Here is a 19,397-nt window from a genome sequence, read left to right as displayed (position 1 = left end):
CACGAGGCTCGATCACGCGGTTCAGCCCAGCGTGCCCGCCGCCTCGTGGATCGCCGCGCGAATGCGCACGTAAGTCGCGCAGCGGCAGACGTTGCCGTTCATCGCGGCGTCAATGTCGGCGTCGGTCGGTCGCTTGTTCTGCGCAAGCAGCGCGCTCGCGCTCATGATCTGGCCGGACTGGCAGTAGCCGCACTGCACGACGTCGATCTTCTGCCAGGCCTCCTGAACGGCCTTGCCGGCCGGCGTGGCGCCAATGGCTTCGATGGTGGTGATGTGGCGGCCGTCGGCGGCGCTCACGGGCGTCACGCACGAGCGGATGGGCGCGCCGTCCAGATGCACCGTGCATGCGCCGCACAGCGCCATGCCGCAGCCGAATTTGGTGCCGGTGAGGCCGGCTTCGTCACGCAGATACCAGAGCAGCGGCATCGCGGGGTCGCCCTCGAAGGTGCGAGGTTGGTCGTTGACGATGAGATGGATCATGACGGCTCCTGTGGGTGGACCGTATGAGCAACGCATGCGGCGCGCTCGTTGTCTCGCGGATTGTGTCGCGGGTTATCTCGCGAGTTGTGTCGCGAGTTGTGTCGTTATGCGATGAAGCGCATCAGGATTGCGCATTTCGACGCGCATTGCCAGCGCGCAGCTTCGCATCCACAGGAACAGGCATGAAATACACAGAATCAGGCTAGGGCCGGTTCACATCGGGCACAGACTCTAGGGCGTGCTGCGCTGCGGCCGCCGCCACGTGGCCTGCCACAGCCCTTCGAGCGAATAGACGGCGAGTGCGAACCAGATCGCACCGTAGCCGATCAGTTGCACGCGGCCGAAGGGTTCGCCATACAGCAGCACGCCGAGCAGCAGTTGCAGCGTGGGCGTCACGTACTGGATGAGACCGAGCATTGAAAACGGAATGCGCCGCGCGCCCGCCGCGAAGAGCAGCAGCGGAATCGCCGTGATGGGACCGGCCGCCGCGAGCAGCAGTTGCACGCCGAACGGCGCGGCGGCGAAGCCGTTGGCGCCGCGCGAGGCAAGCCACAGCAGATACAGCAGCGCCACCGGAAAGAGCAGGATGGTCTCCAGCGTCAGGCCTTCCAGCGCGCCGAGCTTCGCCGTCTTGCGCAAGAGCCCATAGCCCGCGAACGTGAAACCGAGCGCGAGGCTGATCCACGGCGGATGCCCGTTCTGCCACGTGAGCCACACCACGCCCACGCCCGCGATCGCCACGGCGAGCCACTGCCCGCGACGCAGCCGCTCGCCGAGAAACACGAGGCCGAACAGCACGTTGATGAGCGGATTGATGAAGTAACCAAGGCTCGCGTCCACGATATGGTCGGCATTCACGGCCCAGATATAGATACCCCAGTTCGCCGAAAGCAGCACCGCACTCGCCGCGAAGCGCGCGACGAGCGGCCGGTCGCGCAGCACGGGCCCGAGCCAGCGCCACTGCTGCCGCACGGTGAGCACGGCCACGAGAAAGAGCAGCGACCACGCCATGCGGTGCGCGAGCATTTCGAGCGCGCCGATCTGATGCAGCGTCTTGAAGTAGACCGGAAAGAGGCCCCAGAGCGTGAAGGCGAGCAGTGCGTAGAGAATGCCGGGATTCATTGATTGTTATATGGGTGCGAGAGGCGGGAGCGGCAAAGACGGGCGCGGCGCGATACGGTGCCAGGCGCCTTTGGAGGCAGCTGCGCCCGTTTTTGCGACAATATCGGATTTTGCCGCCCGCACCGGCTGCTGTCCATGAAGGCCCGGGCAGCTCGTCCCCTCCGGGGGAAGCCTCGCGCAAGCCTCACAACCGGGAACGCCCAAGGAAGCCGCAAAGGTCCACCCAGCGATGTCATTACCTCATATCGACCTGCTCTACTCGCTCTCCGGCCTGTGCGTCGGCTTTCTCGTCGGCCTGACAGGCGTGGGCGGGGGGTCGCTGATGACGCCGATTCTCGTGCTGCTGTTCGGCATTCATCCGGCGGCGGCGGTGGGCACCGACCTGCTCTACGCATCGGCGACGAAAACGGCGGGCACGCTCGTGCACGGGCTCAAGGGATCGGTGGACTGGCTCGTGACGCTGCGGCTCGCCGCAGGCAGCGTGCCGGCGGCCACGATCACGCTGCTCCTGCTGCATCGCTACGGCATGGATACGCCGCACGGCAGCCAGCTGATCCAGATGGTGCTGGGCGCGGCGCTCCTCATCACGGCGACGGCGCTCGTGTTCCGCCCGCAGCTCGCCGCGTTCGCGGCACGGCATCGCAAGGAGCAGACGCAGGCGCGCACCATGACGCTCACCATCGTGACGGGCGCGGTGCTGGGGGCGCTGGTGACGCTCACGTCGGTAGGCGCGGGCGCGATCGGCGTGACGGTGCTGTTGCTGCTCTATCCCGCGCTGCCTGTTTCGCGCATCGTGGGGTCGGATATCGCGCACGCAGTGCCGCTCACGCTGCTTGCAGGCGCGGGGCACTGGCTGCTGGGGTCGGTGAACTGGTCGCTGCTGCTCTCGCTGCTGACGGGGTCGCTGCCGGGCATCGTGATTGGCAGCCTGCTCGCTTCGCGTGCGCCCGAAGCGCTGCTGCGCAATCTGCTCGCGGCCACGCTCACGCTGGTGGGCGTGCGGCTGGTGCTGGCCTGATCGTCAGCCTCGATTAGCCTCGGGTCAGCCCGAACGCCTGCCGTTTCGGCAAGGCGATCTCAACGTTCAGCTTTCGTCCGGCGAGCGCTCTGGCGCCCGCTGTTCAGCGGAAGAACCGGCAGTTCAGGTCGGTTTCGAACTGGCGCACCCACTGCCCGCCGGTGTCCATTCGATACGACTGCGCCCAGCCGCCGCGGCGCACGGTCACGAGCGACCCATGCGCGGCGTCGAACGGATCTTCGTCGCCCGTCACGTCGAAGTGCGCCGGCGCGAAGCCGTGCCGCGCGCACACCAGCTCGAAAGCGGCCCGGTCGCCGATGGGCAGGTCGGTGTAGGTCAGGTGTCTCATTTCGCTCACCTCGTGCTCGCCTCGCGTTCTCGTGTGCGCGCGGTCTACGCTCAGCATGGGCTGCTCGCCTGCCTGCATCGTTCCGGACGCGAACGCGCACCTGCACACGCTACACCCGCGACAGGGAAAGTTGTGTGTCAGCACGCACACTGAGCTTTTGGTGAACCGTGTTGCAGCCGCGTTGCCCCTCGAGTTGGATCTTCGCTGAATCTTCGCCAAGCCTTCGCTGAACCCTCGCCAAGCCCTCTCTAGCCCGGCGACGCGGGCGCTTCGCGCTATCCCTCCCCGCCTTACTGCGGCACGTTCACCACGCCGCCGTTCACGCTGATCGCGTTCGCGCCCGGGTCCGCCGCAATCGCCGGCAGATTGGCCGTGGTGAGCGCCGGCGCCTGGCCCGGCGTACCGCCGCGCGGCACCGTGCGCACCACCTGCGACGGCGGCAGCGGCGCGCCGCTCTTCAGATGGTTCCACATGAGATTCAGCGCCTGCAGGTTGTAGTAGTGCACGGGAATGAAGCGCGTATCGAAGCCCGCGATGGGCAGGAACGCGTCGAAGTGCTGGCCGTTCGTCACTTCGTAGAACGAGAGCTGGCTGCGTTTGCCTTCCGCGAAACTGTTCTGCGCGAGGTACGCGCGCGAGGCATGGTTCACGGGCACGAGCGCGTCGCTGCGTCCCTGCACGATGATGGCCGGCTTGCCGTGCAGGTCGCCGTTCACGCGGATCGCCGCCACGCTCGCGGCCATCGTCGCGTTGCCGTTGGTCCAGAGTTGCCGCAGACAAAGCGCGCCGGTATAGCTCGCGTCCGAGGTGGCGAGCCGGTGGTCCGCGGCGCCCGCACTGCCGTTGTTGTAGACGAGGTTGATGCCGTCTGTGGGCGGCACGCCGTTGCCGAGGCCGAACACGGTGGACATCGGCGAGACGGCCGGCGCCACGCCCGCCGCACCCGTCGAACTCGTGGCGCCGAAGCTGAAGGCGCAGAGGTTGTCGGTGACACTCGCGCGCTTGTACGCGTTCGCGTAGGTCACGGCCACCGCGGGCACCGCCTGCGAGTCCCACATGGGCGCCTGCAGGAAATCGGAGTCGCTCTCGTAGCCCGCTGCGTGCAGTTGCGCGAGTGCGCTCGCGGCCTGGCTTTGCAGATCGCCGCCGCTGATCACGCCGCCCGCCGCAAGCGATGCGCAGCGCGCCGAGCGGATCGACTGCGTGGTGGCAAGCGGCAAGCCGCTCAGATACGGCGCCGTGGCCAGCTGGCTCGCGGCCGCCGCGCACGGCTCGAGCAGGTTCGCGAGCGTCATGTAGTCGGCAAGCGGCTTGCCCGCCGCACTGATCGGCGCGCCGCCTTCCTGCACCTGCGTGCCCGCGTTCATGGCCACGTTGACCTGCGGTTCGCCCACCACGACCGCGGTAATCCAGCCCTGCGTGTCTTCTTCGGCGGCCTCGATCGACGCGCCCCCGCCATTGCTCACGGACGCCGCAATCGTCGTCACGCTGCCCGGCTGGTAGCGCACGCCGTGCTGCGAGCCGGCGACCACCGGCGCGAACTGCTGGTTGAGCGCCCAGTAGGCGAACTGCACGGCTTCGAGCGTGTCCTTGCCCCAGCTCTGTTCGGGGTTCTGCTGCGAATGCGCGTGCTTGAAGGCGTAGCGGTACGGGAACGTCTGGTTGAAGGTGGCGAGCGTCGCGGCCGGCACGTTCGCGGTGAAGAGGCTCAGCCGCCCCGCGGCGCTTGCGCTCGCCACGGTGCCGTCGATGAGCGTGACCGTATCGGTCGCGAGTTCATGGGCGCCGTTGCCCGTGCCCTTGTCGGTGTAGGCCACGGCACAGCCGCGCTTGAGTCCCCACTCGCCCGCCGCCGAGATCGCGCCATACACGCCGCGCGAGCCCGACGACGTGGCCGTCACGATGCACGGATGGTTGGCGTCGAAGCTCGCGGGCACCTGCACGAGAAGGCTCACGTTTTGCGTGCCGCTGCCGTCGTCGGCGTAGGCGAGGTATTCGGTGCCGGCGATCTTGCCTTCGCCGGGCGTGTCGTTGCCGTTCAGGTCGACGTTGGGCCCCCAGAAGCGTCCGTAGCCGCCGTTCGCCGACATATCGACGAGCGCCCGGTAGTTCGACCAGATCGCGAGGCGCCGCAACTCCGCGGCGGTGGGGCTCGACGGATTCGCGAACGCGGGCGCCGTAGACGAGCCGATGCCCGTCTTGCCGAGACCGGCGGTGAGCAGGTCGTCGGTGTTGCCGTCGTAGCTCGTGATGCGCACGCTGCCCGCCACGAAGGCGGGCAGCGCGTTGGTCTGCGGACCCGAGCCGCCGCTGCTCGTGCCGTGGCACGCCGCGAGCGCGGCGAGCATCCATGCAGCGTAGGTGAAACGCGGCGCAAAGGTCGGTCTGAACGGCAAGGTGCGTGTCATCGTCGTCTCCATGCTCGAAGGTTTGTTGTGTCTTCTATGCTCTTCTATCCGGAACGCCATGCCAGCAGGCCGACGCGGGAATGCAAGTTCTGCGCCTACGAGGAGCCGCGGTATTCATACGGCATGCGCCACGCGGCGCAGACGCGAGACCACGGGCGTGACCGTCGGACTCGCGCGCGAGCGCGGGCGCGCGGTCGTGCGTTGTGGGTGGCTTCGGTGTGCGTTTTACGCGCGTTCCTTGCGCGTTCGTCCCGATTCGTAGACGACGTTGTCTACGTCAGGCGACCGGGAACGCAAAGAAGTGCTGACGACGCCGGCAACGGCGTCTACGAGTATGGACACGGGCCTTGCGGCAGCCAAGGACATTGCGCGAAGAGCCGCACGGCGTACGGCGAAGCGCAAGAAAGAGGGAGCATCGCCGATTTGAAGCAATGCAGATCAATACCCGCCGAAACGCCGCCGGAACCGAAGTTCGGCGGCGCGAGAAACGTGGAACGTGGAACGTGGGACGTGTCGAGGCTGTGCGCGGGGACCGCGGCGTCTGTCCGGTCGCGGGTTACCTGGGCGCTCGTCGGTCAAGAGCCGGCAGCGCGGCCAACTGTTCACCAACGCACCTGTTCGCCCGACATCCCATCCTGCATCACTCCGAAGTCGTGCCCGACGTTACCCCGGCCGTTACCGCCGCCCCCGTGCCCGCGGTCGCCGCATCCCGACGCGGCCGCTGCACGACCCTCACCTTCCCGCTCGATCCGCCGCCGCAGAAGAACTGGCCCGCGCCGTCCGATTCGATGCCCGACAGGCTCACGCCCGCCGGCATCGCGATGCTTTCCAGCACCTCGCCCGTGGCCGGGTCGATGCGGCGCAGTTCGCTCTCTTCGCCTTCCCAGGTGCCGTGCCACAGTTCGGCATCCACCCACGTCACGCCCGTCACGAAACGGTCGGACTGGATCGTGCGCAGAATCGCGCCGGTCTGCGGATCGATCTGATGGATCTTGCGCTCCTGGTACTGCCCGACCCACAACGTGCCCTCGGCCCAGGCGAGCCCGGAGTCGCGTCCGCCGCCAGGCGCCGGAATGGTGGCCAGCACGCGGCCGCTCACGCGGTCCACCTTCTGGATGCGGTCGCCCGCAATCTGGAACAGATGCCGGCCGTCGAAGGCCGTGCCCGCGTGGGCTTTGACGTCGAACGTTTCGACGATCTCGCCGCTCGCGGGATCGAACGCGTTCAGCGATTCGCCCGCGCCGAACCAGACGCGCTGGCCGTCGTACGTGAGTCCGTGTATGCGTTCGATGCCCGGGAAAGGACCGTATTCGCGAAGAATGACCGCTGCCGTGGGTTTCATGAGGGTGTCTCCTCGGTTCGTTGACCGCCGCGTCGCTCAGGGACTGTCGTCGTTGCAGGCCGGTCAGGTGTGGATGGGTGAAGCCATCCTACTCACCGGGCAGCGGAGCGGGGAGTAACAAGACCGTCGTGAATCCGGGCATGGGCGGGGTCGTCCAGCGGCGCGCGCGGCCGTGGCCGAACCATTGCACCTTGCCGGCAGCCGCGAGCGTTTCCAGCGCGCGCTGCACCGTGCGCTGGCTCGCGCCCAGCGCCAACGCGAGGGCCGAACTCGACCACGCTTCGCCGTCGGCGAGGCAGGCGAGCACCGCCGCGTGCTGCTCGTCGAACGGCTGCGCGAGCACAACAGCTTCGCGCACGTCGCGCGGCACGAGGGCAAAACCGCGCGAGGTCGCCGTGATGTCGGCAAGCGCTCGCAGCGCGGCGCGAAGCCGTCCCATTTCCACGCGCAGCCGGGCGCGGTACGACTCGTCCGCGCGCTTCGCACGAAACGCGCGCGCGACGAGGGCGTCGCGCGGCACGTCGTCGGGCCACGCTTCGGCCAGCGCGCGGGCCAGCATGAAGAGCACCGGGCGCCTCGCGAGCGACACCACCGTATGCGGATCACGCACGGCGTGACGGCAGGCGTCGATCACGAGCGCATCCGACTTGAGCAGCGCCTCGACCTCGTCGGGCATCAAGAGCCGCTGCTCGCCGCGCACGACGAGGCGCGCAGCCGGCGTATCGAGCACCCGCGCGGCACACTCCACTTCGGCAACCAACGCCGGGATGCCGGCGTCGCGCGCCGCCTGCGTGGCGCGGGCAAGCGCCATGCGAGCGGCTTGCGTCTGAAGACGCCGCATCGCGAGCCCCGCCACGACGAGTTCGTGAGCCACCCTCGCGGCCGGGGGCAGCGACGGAATGCCGGCTGGGTCGGGTACGCAGAGCACGCGTTCGGCATCGTCGAGGCGGCCAGTCAGCAGCAGACGCCGCGCCTCCAGATAGCGGGCATGCGCGGCGTTCGCATAGTCGCCGTGCGCGTCGAGCGTCGCGCGTGCGGCGTCGAGCGGCTTCGCCGGCCAGCCGAGGTCGCGCGAAGCAAGCGCGATCTCGGCCTCGGCGACGATGCACCGCGCACGCGCCACGGCTTCGCGCGGCCCGAAGGCACGCGCGGCGCTGCGCACCAGCGCTCTCGCGCGCACGAGGTCGCCCAGTTGCGCCATCGCAATGCCGCGCAGTGCAAGCGCCGGGGCGTCGTTGCGCAGCGCGACGCAGTTGAGCGCGCGAAGCGGGTCGCCTGCCGCAAGCGCGTGCGCCGCGGCGGCGATTAGCGAATCCATTGGAATGCCGCCACGCTTGTCACTCCGTGGGTTTCAAGGACGAGGCGAATCTTGGGGAAAAGCCCGGGGCAATCTATCACGCGCGTTCATTCACGCGGCATGCCTGCGCGCATCACACATCACGCGTCAACGCACATGCACCGGTGGCAAGACAGGGAGTTGAAAAGCAGAACCGAAAGACAAAACCAAACCGGGGCGTGACGGCATGCATGCCGACACGCCCGGCGTGCCGGGCAGACGAAGCTGCACGGCACACGACCGACCCTCCAGCGACACGCAGAAGCTGCGCGCCGCCGTCCCGCTATCTGGCACGACAGCGGCGGAACGACCGGCCGGCCGAAACGAGGCTTACTGCTGAACCTTCGTCAGCTTGTTGGTGACCGAGGTCACGCCCGGCACCGACTTCGCGACTTCTTCGGCCTTCGCAATCTGGCTTTCGTCAGGCACCGAGCCCGTCAGCGTGATGGCACCGCCGCGCGAGCGCACCGTGATGTTCGACACGTCGACGCCCTGCGACTTCGAAAGCGCCTTGCGCACCGTATAGCCGAGCTTGCGGTCCGCCTTCTTCGTCGCCTTCTTGGCAGCCGGCGCCGACATGGACGCGTCACCGCCCGCAGCCGCCGCATCGCTCGACTGCGCGTACGCGCTGCACGCAATCGTCATGCACAGCGCAACGCCCAGCGACTTCAGCAAATTGACCGATTTCATGATTTCTCCTTTTTTCACCGCGGATAGGACCGCTTGTGCCCGTTGGCCGGTCTGGCAGCCGCGATGCGGCTACCGGCCGCGGGGCAGGCGGCTTCGTTACGACTTCCGGCGGCCGTGCGCCACGCGCGCGACGAGGCGGCGCAGCGGGCGACGGCCGGCTATGGCTTCGAACACGGTGTGCGAGAGACGGAAGGCAAAGGCTGCGGCAGCGTGAAGCTGTGCACCGCGAGCCTTGCCGTCACGGGGCTGCAGCGCGCCGGATCTTCGTGGCGTGGACCGGCTGCGCGAGTGGCGCCCTCTGGTTGTGACGGCGACCCACAATTTAGCCTGGACGCGCACGAAGCGCAAAGGATTTAGCGAAGCACCGCAAACGGTTGCGATGCCGCGTGGGAGCGGCATTCCGGGGAGCTTGCGGCGAACATCGGGCGAACTTCCGGCGAACTTCGGACCCTTGCCGGCGCGAGCCTCGCCACACTGCCGGAGCAGGCTCCTGGCCTGCCCCGCGCACTTTCACCTTTGGTAACACCTTTGAGGGCGCAAGCATCCGCCGCAAGCGACGCCGTGCCGCGAATCTCATGTACCATCGGCCCGGTATGTGGCCGCGGCATGGCGGATACAGCGCCTGTACGTCGTGCCGTCAATGCACGCCCGCCGTCCGGCCGGCGCGTTCTGCGTGGCGGCGCCGACGCCGCGAGGCAGAACGCGCCGGCAGCTCGATCCGGTGAAGTCCGCAAGCTCCGTTAAACGTCTGCTGTATCCCGCTCGTCCTACATGAAGTTACGCTCCGGCCGCAAACGTCCTCGCCTCGTCGCCCGCTTCGTTGCCATTTCATGGCGCGATCTGGCGGTGTCGTTCGGACCGATCCTGCTGGTGAGCGCGGCCGCCATCTGGATCGCCGTGCGGCTCATCCAGCCCGCCCCGCCCGACACCCTCACCATCAGCGCCGGCCCCGCGGGCAGTTCGTTCTGGACCGCGGCGCAGAAGTACAAGACGATCCTCACGCGCAACGGCATCAAGCTCAATGTGCTGGTCTCCGAAGGGTCCGCGGACAACCTCAAGCGCCTCACCGATCCCGCGAGCCACGTCGACGTCGCCTTCGTGCAGGACGGCATTGCGGGCAACGCCGGCAGCGCCAATGGTCCCGACGGTGCGAGCAGCGCCAGCAGTGCAAGCAGCGCCAGCAGTGCGAGTGACGTGAGCGGTGCAAGCGGAGCGAGCAGTACCAGCGGCACGAACGGCAACAGCGCCCTGGAAGGCCTCAACTCGCTCGGCAGCGTCGCCTACGTGCCGCTCGCCATCTTCTATCACGGGCCCACGGTCGCGCGGCTCTCGCAGTTCAAGGGTGAACGCATTGCGATTGGCGCCGAAGGCAGCGGCACGCGCCAGCTCGCGTTGGCGCTGCTGAAAGCAAACGGCATCGAACCCAACGGACCCACAAAGCTCCTGCCCCTCTCCGGTGAAGAGGCGGCGCAGGCGCTCGTGGCGGGCAAGATCGACGCCGCGTTCCTTGCCGGCGATTCCGCCCAGCCGCCCGTAATGGGCCGGCTTTACCGCACGCCCGGCGTGCAGTTCTTCGACTTCGCCCAGGCCGACGCCTACACGCGGCGCTTTCCGTATCTGACGCGTGTGGACATTCCCGCAGGCGCGTTCGACCTCGGCAAAAACCTGCCGGCGACCACCATCCATCTGCTCGCGCCTACGGTGGAGCTTGTCGCACGCGATTCGCTGCATCCCGCGCTCTCGGACCTGCTTATCGAGGCGGCGAAGGAAGTGCACGGCAAGGCGTCCATCATGCAGCGCGCGGGCGAGTTCCCCGCCCCGCGCGCGCAGGACTTCCCCGTCAGCGACGACGCCGCGCGCTACTACAAGTCGGGCAAGAGCTTCCTGTACCGCACGCTGCCGTTCTGGCTCGCGAGCCTCGCGGACCGGCTCATCGTGCTGCTGGTGCCGATCATCGTCGTGCTGATTCCGGGGCTGCGGCTCGTGCCGTCGCTCTATGCGTGGCGGGTGCGCTCGCGCATCTACCGGTGGTACGGCGCGCTCATCGCCATCGAGCGCGGCGCCCTGAACGAGAACTCCACGCACGAGCGCCGCAAGCTGCTCGACCGGCTCGACGCCATCGAGGAATCGGTCAACGCAATGAAGATGCCGCTCGCCTATGCGGACCAGTTCTATGTGTTGCGCGAACATATCGGCTTCGTGCGCTCGCGGCTCGCGCACGAGCGCGGCTTGGCGGCGAACGACGAAGCGGAAGAAGCAGGGGAAGCGGCGGAAGCGAACGAAGCGGCCACGTCGGCCAACGCCACCGACGCCGACACGACAGCACAACCAGCCGACACAGCAGAAGCAGACGACGCCAACGAACCGGATGAAAGCGACCGCGGCAGCAGCGACGCGCAGCGAGCCGGGGAACGCAACGGGCACAAGCACGCCGGCACATGAAGGCGCCGAGCAAGCCAGCGCATGAGCACCGCGAAGCCGCGAACCCCGCGCACGCACCGTGCACCTGCACAGACCTTTGCGTAACATCCAAACGATAATCGACGGGCAAGCGCCGAGCGGCGGCCGCATCGAATACGGAAAACCGGGAGAGACACAATGAACAACCAGGACATCAACATCAACGGCGTCGACGTGAGGCAGCCCTTATGGTTCTACGACTTCGTCTCGCCGTTCTCCTATCTCCTGCTCGAGCAGCACGACAAGTGGCCCGGTTTCGACTTCGTCCTCACGCCGGTTCTGCTTTCCGAGTTGTACCGTCACTGGAATCAGACCAGCGTCTACGAGATCCCGGCCAAGCGCATCTTCACCTACCGCCACGCGCTCTTTCGCGCGGAGCAGCTCGGCATTCCGTTTCGCATGCCGGCGGCGCACCCGTTCGATTCGATCAAGCCGATGTTGCTCGCCATCGCGGCGGGCGGCGACCTCGCCTGCGTGCGTGAGATCTTCCGCTTCATCTGGCGCGACGGACGCGACCCGTCGAGCGAGGAAGGCTTCGAGGCGCTCTGCGACCGCGTGGGCATTTCGCACGGCACGTCGCTGATCGAGCGCGAGGAAGTGCGCGCGCAACTGCGCCGCAATACGTCCGACGCGATCCAGATGGGCGTGTTCGGCGTGCCCACGTTCTGGCTCAACAAGCAGCTTTTCTGGGGCGAAGACGCGCTGCCCATGGTGCTCTACTGCGCCCGCACGCCGAACTGGCTCGATTCGGCCGAGGTCAAGCGCATCAGCAATCTGCCCTCGGGACTGCCGGAAGGCCGCATCCGCAAGTAGCGGGCAATCGCAACGGCGCGCGAGCGTGGCACGCCCATGAGCCGTGATGCCCGCCATACCGCGTCCGCTATGGCGGCCGTGCACGATGGGGCCTAAGGTTATGGACGTCGCGCCCGCCGCGCCCCGCCGGCGCCTCTTTGCCCGAACCGACATGGACCCGAACGCCGCTTCCCTCGATATCTGGCTCGTGCGCGTGCTGCGCACGCTGCTGGTCGAGCGCAGCGTCACACAGGCCGCGCTGCGGCTGAACCAGACGCAGCCCGCCATCAGCTCGGCGCTGCGCAAACTGCGCGAAATACTCGGCGACCCGATTCTGGTGCGCGGCAAGGCCGGCATGGTGCCCACCGAATACGGCGCCTCGCTGCTGCCGCACGCGCAGCGCGTGCTGCGCGACGTGGACTTCGTCGCCACGCCGCATGGCGACTTCGATCCGGCGCGCTCGCGTCGCGCGTTTCGTATCGCGGCCCCCGACTATCTCAACGACTTCTTCATGCCCACGGTGATCGCGCGCTTTCGCGACGCGGCGCCGTACGCGCGGCTCGAAATCCACTCGCTGAGCCCCACGCTCGACCACGAAGCCGCGCTCGATGCCGGCGAACTCGATCTCGTGATCGGCAACTGGCCGAAGCCCGACGCGCGCTTCGCACGCAGCGACCTGTTTCAGGACACGGTGGTGTGCATGATGCGCGCCGACCATCCGCTGGCCGGTGCGCCGCTGACGCGCGAGGCGTATCTGAACGCGGCCCATCTCGCGCCCACGCATTACACGGGCGCGAAGGCGAGCGTCATCGACGTGGGCCTCGCGAAGGCAGGCGCGGCACGCCGCGTGGTGGCGACTCTGCCCTACTTCGGGCTTGTGCCGCAGGCGCTTCTGCAGTCGGATCTGATTTTCACGACGACGCGTCGTTTCGCGCTGCACTACGCGAGCCTGCTGCCGCTCGCGGTGCTCGATGCGCCCATCGCGTTTGCGCGCATCAAGTGCTATCAGCTGTGGCACCCGCAGCCGGACCGGCCGAGCGATCTCGAATGGCTGCGCGCGCTGATGGCCGAAGTGTCGGACTCGCTTACTGCGCCGCGTAATATGCGGCAGGCAGTGCGGCGGCGGGCGTAGAGGCGGGTGTAAGGACGGGTTTAGCAGCGGCCTCGCAACGCACCTGCATGAGCTGGGCGCACACGGCTACCGCAATGGAAGCCGGCGCCTTGTCCACGATGCCCGGCACGCCGATGGGACAGACGATCTCCGCGAGCCGCGCGGGGTCCAGCCCGCGCGCGACGAGGCGCCGCTCGAACTTCACGCGCTTGGTCTTCGAACCGATCAGCCCGAACCACGCAACGTCGCGGCGTTTCATGATGCGTTCGGTCAGCGTGAAGTCGACCGCGTGGTTGTGCGTCATCACGATGAAGTACGCGCCCGCCGGCGCGCGATCGACGATGACCTCGGGCGTATCCGTGGCTTCCACCTGAACGTTGCCCGGCACCTCGTCGGGAAAGCACTCGTCGCGCTCGTCCACCCACTGCACGACGCACGGCAAGTGGCCGAGCAGCGTGACAAGCGCATGGCCCACGTGGCCCGCGCCGAACAGCACGATGTGCATGGGCGGCGTGGGCGAAGATGGGCTCGCTGCCACGCTCGGGCTCCCGGCATGCGGCGAAGGAAGATGACTCGGACTCATGGTGCTGTGCTCCCTCGTACTGCCTCGCGTTACACCGCTTCGTGCGGCGCGTCTGCGGTGCTTTCGCTTGCCGCGCTCGCCACGCTTGCCACTGCACCGCCGCGCACGGCCCGCACCGCCTTGAGAATTTCCTCTGCCGTGGCCGGCGCGTTGAGCGGCGGATTCGTCTTGTAGTCGTCCACGGCGGCCACCGCATCGCGAATCGCGAAGAACACCGAGAACGGCAGCAGCAGCGGCGGCTCGCCCACCGCCTTCGACCGATGGATGCTTTCTTCGGCGTTGCGGTTCTTGAAGAGCTGCACGCGGAAATCGGCGGGCATGTCGTTCACGGTGGGGATCTTGTAGGTGGACGGCGCGTGCGTCATGAGCTTGCCGTCGAGCTTCCACCAGAGTTCCTCGGTGGTGAGCCAGCCCATGCCTTGCACGAACGCGCCCTCCACCTGGCCGACGTCGATGGCGGGATTCAGCGACGCACCCACGTCGTGCAGCGCATCGGCGCGCAGCACGCGCATTTCGCCCGTGAGCGTGTCGATCACCACCTCGGAGACCGCGGCGCCATACGCGTAGTAGAAGAACGGCCGCCCCTGGAGCTTCGCCTGGTCCCAATGCAGTTTCGGCGTGGCGTAGAAGCCATCCGACCACAGCTGCACGCGCGCAAGGTACGCCTTCGCCACCACGTCGTCGAAGGGCAGCACGGACTCGCCCACCACGATGGTGTCGTTGGCGAAGCGCACGTCGGCGGCGCTCACGCTGCCCGCGCCGTAGCGCTCCGCGGCAAAGGCCGCGAGCCGCGCGCGCAACTGATGCGCGGCGTCCTGCGCGGCCTTGCCGTTCAGATCGGAACCGGTGGACGCCGCTGTCGCCGACGTGTTCGCCACCTTGCTGGTATCGGTCGCCGTCACGCGCACGCGCGCGAAGCTCACGCCGAGTTCGTGCGCCACCACCTGCGCGACCTTCGTGTTGAGCCCCTGGCCCATCTCGGTGCCGCCGTGATTCACGAGCACCGATCCATCCGTATAGATGTGGACGAGCGCGCCGGCCTGATTGAAATGCGTGACGTTGAACGCAATGCCGAACTTCACGGGCGTGAGCGCAATGCCTTTCTTCAGTACCGCGTTGCGCGCGTTGAACGCCCGCACGGCCTCGCGGCGCGCACGGTAGTCGCTCGACGCCGCGAGTTCGTCGATCAATTCGTGGATGACGTTGTCTTCGACGGTCTGGCCGTACGGCGTCACGTTGTTGTGCGTCTTGCCGTAGAGATTGCGGCGGCGCACGTCGAGCGGATCGAGGCCGAGATTGCGCGCCACGTCGTCGATGATGTATTCGATGGCGAACGCGCCCTGCGGTCCGCCGAAGCCGCGGAATGCCGTATTCGACTGCGTGTTGGTCTTGCCGCAGAAGCCCGCGATGGAGACGTCTGGCAGCCAGTACGCGTTGTCGAAGTGGCAGACGGCGCGCGTCATGACGGGACCGGAGAGGTCCGCCGAAAAGCCGCAGCGCGAGGTCATGTCCACGGCCACGCCTTCGATCAGGCCGTCGTCGCCATAGCCCGCTTCGTAGGTGTAGTGGAAGTCGTGGCGCTTGCCCGTGATCATCATGTCGTCGTCGCGGTCCGGGCGCAGCTTCACGGGGCACAGCAGCTTCCATGCGGCAAGCGCCGCGCAGCACGCGAACAGGCCCGACTGCGATTCCTTGCCGCCGAAGCCGCCGCCCATGCGCCGGCACTCCACGAGCACGTTGTGCGACGGCACGCCGAGCAGGTGCGCCACGAGGTGCTGCATTTCGCTCGGATGCTGCGTGGAGCACCACACGTGCATGCCGTCGTCGTCTTTCGGCACCGCGTAGGCGATCTGCCCTTCCAGATAGAACTGCTCCTGGCCGCCCAGCGTCATCTCGCCCGCCACGTGATGCGCGGCGCGCGCGATCTTCGCGCCCGAGTCGCCGCGCGCGAGCTTCATCGGCGGCACGACGTACTGCTGCGCCGCGCGCGCCTGCTGCGCGGTGAGCACGGCAGGCAGTTCCTCGTAAACGACTTCCGCGCGGCGCGCGGCAAGACGCGCGGCTTCGTGCGACGTGGCCACCACGATGAACATGGGCTGGCCCGCGTACTGCACGACGCCGTCGGCCAGCACCGGATCGTCGTGGACAATCGGGCCGCAGTCGTTCACGCCGGGGATGTCTTCGGCCGTGAACACGGCCACCACGCCGGGCGTCGCGCGCACCTTGTCGAGCGACATCGAAACGATCTTCGCGTGCGCCTTTTCCGAAAGCCCGAGCGCCGCGTGCAGCGTGCCGGCCACGAGCGGAATGTCGTCGGTGTAGGTGGCGCGGCCGCTCACGTGCAGATGCGCGGACTCGTGCGGATGCGAGACGTGGACCTGCGCGAATTCCGCGAGATCGGCGGGCTCCTTCAGGAACGGTTCGGCTTGCTGGTTCATTCGGTGAATCTCCGTATCCCGGGATAGCTGTCGGTTTGTTGGGTGCGGGTGGGGTTGGGCACGCGACGGGTTGAACGGTGGTTTTCCCACTACGCTTCAGGCCACCCCTTCGGCCGCGCCTTCCGCCACGACCGCGCGCACGTCCAGCGCGCACTTCGGCAGCGGATCGTGCGGCCGCGTTTCGAGCCAGAAGCGGTACAGCGTGTTCTTCGCGGCTTCGAGCCGGTAGTCGCTCGTCGCGCGCATGTCGGTGAGCGGCGCGTAGTCTTCGGCGAGCGCGAGCATCGCGGCCTGCGCGGTGGCTTCGTGCCACTGGGCATCCGCGAGCACCCCTTCCGCCCGCGCGGCGCGCTTCGGCGTAGCCGCCATGCCGCCGAACGCGACGCGCGGCTCGCGAATCGTGTCGCCGTCCGCGATGAAGGCGAACGCGGCGCACACCGCGGAGATGTCGGAGTCGAAGCGCTTCGAGAGCTTGTAGGTGCGAAACCGCAGATCGCGCCGCGCGCCCGTACGCGTGGGCACCTTGAGCGCGGCCACGAATTCGTGCGCGGCCATGTCCTTCTTTTGATACGCGAGGTACAGGTCTTCGAGCGGCAGCTCGCGCGTCACGCTGCCGCCGCGCAATACCACGCGCGCGCCGAGGGCGATGAGCCCCGGCATCGAATCGCCGATGGGCGAGCCGTTCGCCACGTTGCCGCCCAGCGTGCCCGCGTTGCGGATGGGCAGCGACGCGAAACGCAGCCACATCTCCGTGAGCTCGGGGTAATGCTTTGCGAGTTCGGCATAGGCGCGCTCAAGGGTCGCGCCCGCGCCGATCTCGATCCATTCCTCGGACACCGCCATGCGCTGCATCTCGCCCACCTGCCCCACGTAGACCACGTCGCCCAGCTCGCGCATCTGCTTCGTGACCCACAGGCCGACGTCCGTGCTGCCGGCGAGAATCCGCGCCTCGGGCCGTGCGGCCTTGATCTGTGCGAGGGCGTCGACGGTGCGCGGCGCGTCGAACCGCTGGCCCGCGTGTTCGTACTCGAAGGTTTGCGTGCGCGCGATGGAAGCAAGCGTGCGCGCAAGCGCGGCTGCATCGACGGGCGCCTTCGGCGGGTCGGCTTCGAACATGCGTTCGGCCGCCTCGATGATGGGACGGTAGCCCGTGCAGCGGCAGAGATTGCCCGTGAGCGCATTGGCGATTTCGTCGCGCGTGGGCACGGTGGCCTCGGCGGTTCGCGCGGCACATGGCGCCTGCTCGTGGCCGTGCTTCTCGTAAAGCGCCCACATCGACATGACGAAGCCCGGCGTGCAGAAGCCGCACTGCGAGCCGTGACAATCCACCATGGCCTGCTGCACGGGGTGCAGCGAGCCGTCGGGCTGGCGCAGGTCTTCCACGGTGAAGAGCGCCTTGCCGTCGAGCGTAGGCAGGAACTGGATGCAGGCGTTGACCGCCTTGAACGCCACGCCGCCCGCGCCGTCCGGCTCGCCGATTACGACCGTGCAGGCGCCGCAGTCGCCCTCGGCGCAGCCTTCCTTGGTGCCGGTGCAGCGCGCGTCTTCGCGCAGGTACTGGAGAACGGTGCGGGTGACCGGCGCGTCGCTGACTTCACGAATGGCGTTGCGGTGATAGAAGCGGATCGGCTGACTCATATTTCGTGGCTCGTCGAATGGACCCGGTCGGGCAGACCTGGTCGGGCAGACCCGGTCAGGCAGACCCGGTCAGGCAGACCCGGTCAGGCAGACCCGGTCAGGCAGACCCGGTCAGGCAGACCCGGTCAGGCAGACCCGGTCAGGCAGACCCGGTCGGGCAGACTGGGCAGGCAGGCGCCGCTGCTGCGGGGGACGGTTCGAACGCTATCACCGTCAATATTGGCAACCCATAGCGGCAGGAGCATGGGCGGCATATCGCGGCACCGATAAGTGCGCCGATAGGCGATTCATGGGCGGGCGCCGGCGCGGCAAAGGTTCCGGGATCAGGGGGAAAAATAAAAAGGGCACGCCTGCAGGAGAACCGGTTCCATGTGACAATCACGCCTTTGCGCCGTTTTCAACCCCTCGTTTTCCCCATGTCCACCGATTCAGCGCGTCCTCGCAGCGAGTTTGCCACGACCCTGCGGATCATTCCGGTCGTCTCTTTCACCTTCCTCTGCTACCTGACCATCGGCATTCCGCTCGCGGTGCTGCCCGGCTACGTGCACGACGACCTCGGGTTCAGCACGATCCTCGCGGGGGCCGCCATCAGCGTCCAGTATTTCGCGACGCTCGCCTCGCGGCCGCTTGCGGGCCGCTCGGCGGACACGCTGGGGCCGAAGAAGACGGTGTCGATCGGGCTGATCGGCTGCGGCACGAGCGGCGCGCTGCTGTTGCTCGCCGTGCTCGCGGGACACTGGCCCGCGGTAAGCCTCACGCTACTCGTGCTGAGCCGCCTCGTGCTCGGCTTCGGCGAAAGCCTGGTGGGCACGGGCGCGATTCTGTGGGGCATCGGGCGCGTGGGCACGACCAACAACGCGCGCGTGATTTCGTGGAACGGCATCGCCACCTACGGCGCGCTGGCGCTCGGTGCGCCGCTCGGCGTGGCCATTGCGCACACGGTGGGGTTCTGGTCGCTCGGCCTCGTCGTGATCGCGCTGGCGGCGCTGGGCTACGCGCTGGCCCGGCCGATGGCAACCGTGCCCATCGTGCACGGCGAGCGCATGTCGTACCGCAGCGTCTTCACGCGCGTGCTGCCGCACGGTCTGGGGCTCGCGTTGGGGTCGGCGGGCTTCGGCTCCATCGCGACCTTCATCACGCTCTTCTACGCCGCGAAGCACTGGCCGAACGCGGCGCTCTCGCTCACGGTGTTCGGCACGCTCTTCATCGGCGCACGGCTGCTGTTCGCCAACACCATCAAGACCTATGGCGGCTTTCGCGTCGCCATCGTCTCGTTCTCGTGCGAATGCTTAGGACTTGTGCTGCTGTGGCTCGCGCCCGTGCCGCACGTGGCGCTCGTGGGCGCGGCGCTCACCGGCTTCGGCTTCGCGCTGATTTTCCCGGCGCTCGGCGTGGAAGCCGTGGCGCTCGTGCCGCCCGCGAGCCGCGGCGCCGCGCTCTCGGCGTACTCGGTGTTTCTCGATCTCTCGCTTGGCGTGACCGGTCCGCTCGCGGGCTACGTGGCGGGCGAGTTCGGCTATGCGACGGTGTATCTGTTCGCGGCGCTCGCAGCCGCCGGCGGCGTGGCACTGGCGGCGATGCTCAACTCGCGCAACGCCAAGGTGCCGAACGCGCCGGCTGCCACCTGACG

Annotated in this window: 15 protein-coding genes; 5 read left to right on the top strand and 10 right to left on the bottom strand. The window is 67.9% G+C overall.

What is annotated here, in order from left to right; genetic code table 11:
• Nucleotides 1-21: 21 nt before the first annotated feature.
• Both P2869_RS02800 and rarD read right to left on the bottom strand, forming a co-directional pair.
• Nucleotides 22-480, bottom strand: coding sequence for a (2Fe-2S)-binding protein (locus tag P2869_RS02800; protein ID WP_199541600.1), 459 nt, complete (start codon nucleotides 478-480; stop codon nucleotides 22-24).
• Nucleotides 481-711: 231 nt separating this feature from the next.
• Complete coding sequence (gene rarD, locus P2869_RS02795) at nucleotides 712-1,602, bottom strand: EamA family transporter RarD (protein ID WP_017772937.1); 891 nt, start codon at nucleotides 1,600-1,602, stop codon at nucleotides 712-714.
• Between the two features lie 229 nt (nucleotides 1,603-1,831).
• On the opposite strand from rarD, the gene P2869_RS02790 reads away from it, so the two are divergent.
• Entirely contained in the window at nucleotides 1,832-2,620 is a 789-nt protein-coding gene (locus P2869_RS02790; protein ID WP_017772936.1) for a sulfite exporter TauE/SafE family protein, read from the top strand.
• A 103-nt stretch (nucleotides 2,621-2,723) separates the two neighbouring features.
• On the opposite strand, the gene P2869_RS02785 is transcribed toward P2869_RS02790, so the two are convergent.
• The 5 genes from P2869_RS02785 to P2869_RS02765 form a co-directional block, all read right to left on the bottom strand.
• Nucleotides 2,724-2,969, bottom strand: a complete 246-nt coding sequence (locus P2869_RS02785; protein ID WP_017772935.1) for a hypothetical protein — start codon at nucleotides 2,967-2,969, stop codon at nucleotides 2,724-2,726.
• A gap of 290 nt (nucleotides 2,970-3,259) precedes the next feature.
• Nucleotides 3,260-5,317, bottom strand: a complete 2,058-nt coding sequence (locus tag P2869_RS02780; RefSeq protein ID WP_277598038.1) for a D-(-)-3-hydroxybutyrate oligomer hydrolase — start codon at nucleotides 5,315-5,317, stop codon at nucleotides 3,260-3,262.
• A gap of 700 nt (nucleotides 5,318-6,017) precedes the next feature.
• Nucleotides 6,018-6,719, bottom strand: coding sequence for a glutamine cyclotransferase (locus P2869_RS02775; protein ID WP_277597406.1), 702 nt, complete (start codon nucleotides 6,717-6,719; stop codon nucleotides 6,018-6,020).
• 88 nt (nucleotides 6,720-6,807) lie between these two features.
• Nucleotides 6,808-8,037, bottom strand: coding sequence for a helix-turn-helix domain-containing protein (locus tag P2869_RS02770; RefSeq protein WP_277597405.1), 1,230 nt, complete (start codon nucleotides 8,035-8,037; stop codon nucleotides 6,808-6,810).
• A gap of 348 nt (nucleotides 8,038-8,385) precedes the next feature.
• The gene (locus P2869_RS02765; protein ID WP_126876842.1) at nucleotides 8,386-8,745 is read right to left on the bottom strand and encodes a BON domain-containing protein; all 360 of its coding nucleotides are present in this window, start codon (nucleotides 8,743-8,745) and stop codon (nucleotides 8,386-8,388) included.
• Nucleotides 8,746-9,516: 771 nt separating this feature from the next.
• On the opposite strand from P2869_RS02765, the gene P2869_RS02760 reads away from it, so the two are divergent.
• The 3 genes from P2869_RS02760 (at nucleotide 9,517) to P2869_RS02750 (ending at nucleotide 13,129) form a co-directional block, all read left to right on the top strand.
• The gene (locus P2869_RS02760) at nucleotides 9,517-11,187 is read left to right on the top strand and encodes a TAXI family TRAP transporter solute-binding subunit (protein WP_277597404.1); all 1,671 of its coding nucleotides are present in this window, start codon (nucleotides 9,517-9,519) and stop codon (nucleotides 11,185-11,187) included.
• A gap of 156 nt (nucleotides 11,188-11,343) precedes the next feature.
• Nucleotides 11,344-12,018, top strand: a complete 675-nt coding sequence (locus P2869_RS02755; protein ID WP_277597403.1) for a 2-hydroxychromene-2-carboxylate isomerase — start codon at nucleotides 11,344-11,346, stop codon at nucleotides 12,016-12,018.
• Nucleotides 12,019-12,169: 151 nt separating this feature from the next.
• Nucleotides 12,170-13,129 (top strand): LysR family transcriptional regulator, encoded by a 960-nt coding sequence (locus tag P2869_RS02750; RefSeq protein WP_277597402.1) that lies wholly within the window; start codon nucleotides 12,170-12,172, stop codon nucleotides 13,127-13,129.
• Here the strand turns inward: P2869_RS02750 and xdhC are convergent.
• From xdhC to xdhA, 3 genes are all read right to left on the bottom strand, one after another.
• A complete protein-coding gene (gene xdhC, locus P2869_RS02745) occupies nucleotides 13,083-13,613 on the bottom strand; it encodes a xanthine dehydrogenase accessory protein XdhC (protein ID WP_277598037.1) in 531 nt (176 codons plus the stop codon). The two genes, P2869_RS02750 and xdhC, sit on opposite strands and share 47 nt — an antisense overlap.
• A gap of 107 nt (nucleotides 13,614-13,720) precedes the next feature.
• Complete coding sequence (gene xdhB / locus P2869_RS02740; protein ID WP_277597401.1) at nucleotides 13,721-16,129, bottom strand: xanthine dehydrogenase molybdopterin binding subunit; 2,409 nt, start codon at nucleotides 16,127-16,129, stop codon at nucleotides 13,721-13,723.
• Between the two features lie 96 nt (nucleotides 16,130-16,225).
• Nucleotides 16,226-17,767 carry a xanthine dehydrogenase small subunit gene (gene xdhA / locus P2869_RS02735; protein WP_277597400.1) on the bottom strand — a complete coding sequence of 514 codons (1,542 nt, stop codon included), beginning with the start codon at nucleotides 17,765-17,767 and terminating at the stop codon, nucleotides 16,226-16,228.
• 416 nt (nucleotides 17,768-18,183) lie between these two features.
• Between xdhA and P2869_RS02730 the strand changes: the two genes are divergently transcribed.
• Nucleotides 18,184-19,395 carry an MFS transporter gene (locus P2869_RS02730; RefSeq protein ID WP_017772923.1) on the top strand — a complete coding sequence of 404 codons (1,212 nt, stop codon included), beginning with the start codon at nucleotides 18,184-18,186 and terminating at the stop codon, nucleotides 19,393-19,395.
• Nucleotides 19,396-19,397: the final 2 nt, after the last annotated feature.

This window comes from Paraburkholderia sp. SUR17, assembly GCF_029536165.1.
GTDB classification, from domain to species: Bacteria; Pseudomonadota; Gammaproteobacteria; order Burkholderiales; family Burkholderiaceae; genus Paraburkholderia; species Paraburkholderia kururiensis.
This window is presented reverse-complemented; position numbering and strand designations above follow the sequence as displayed.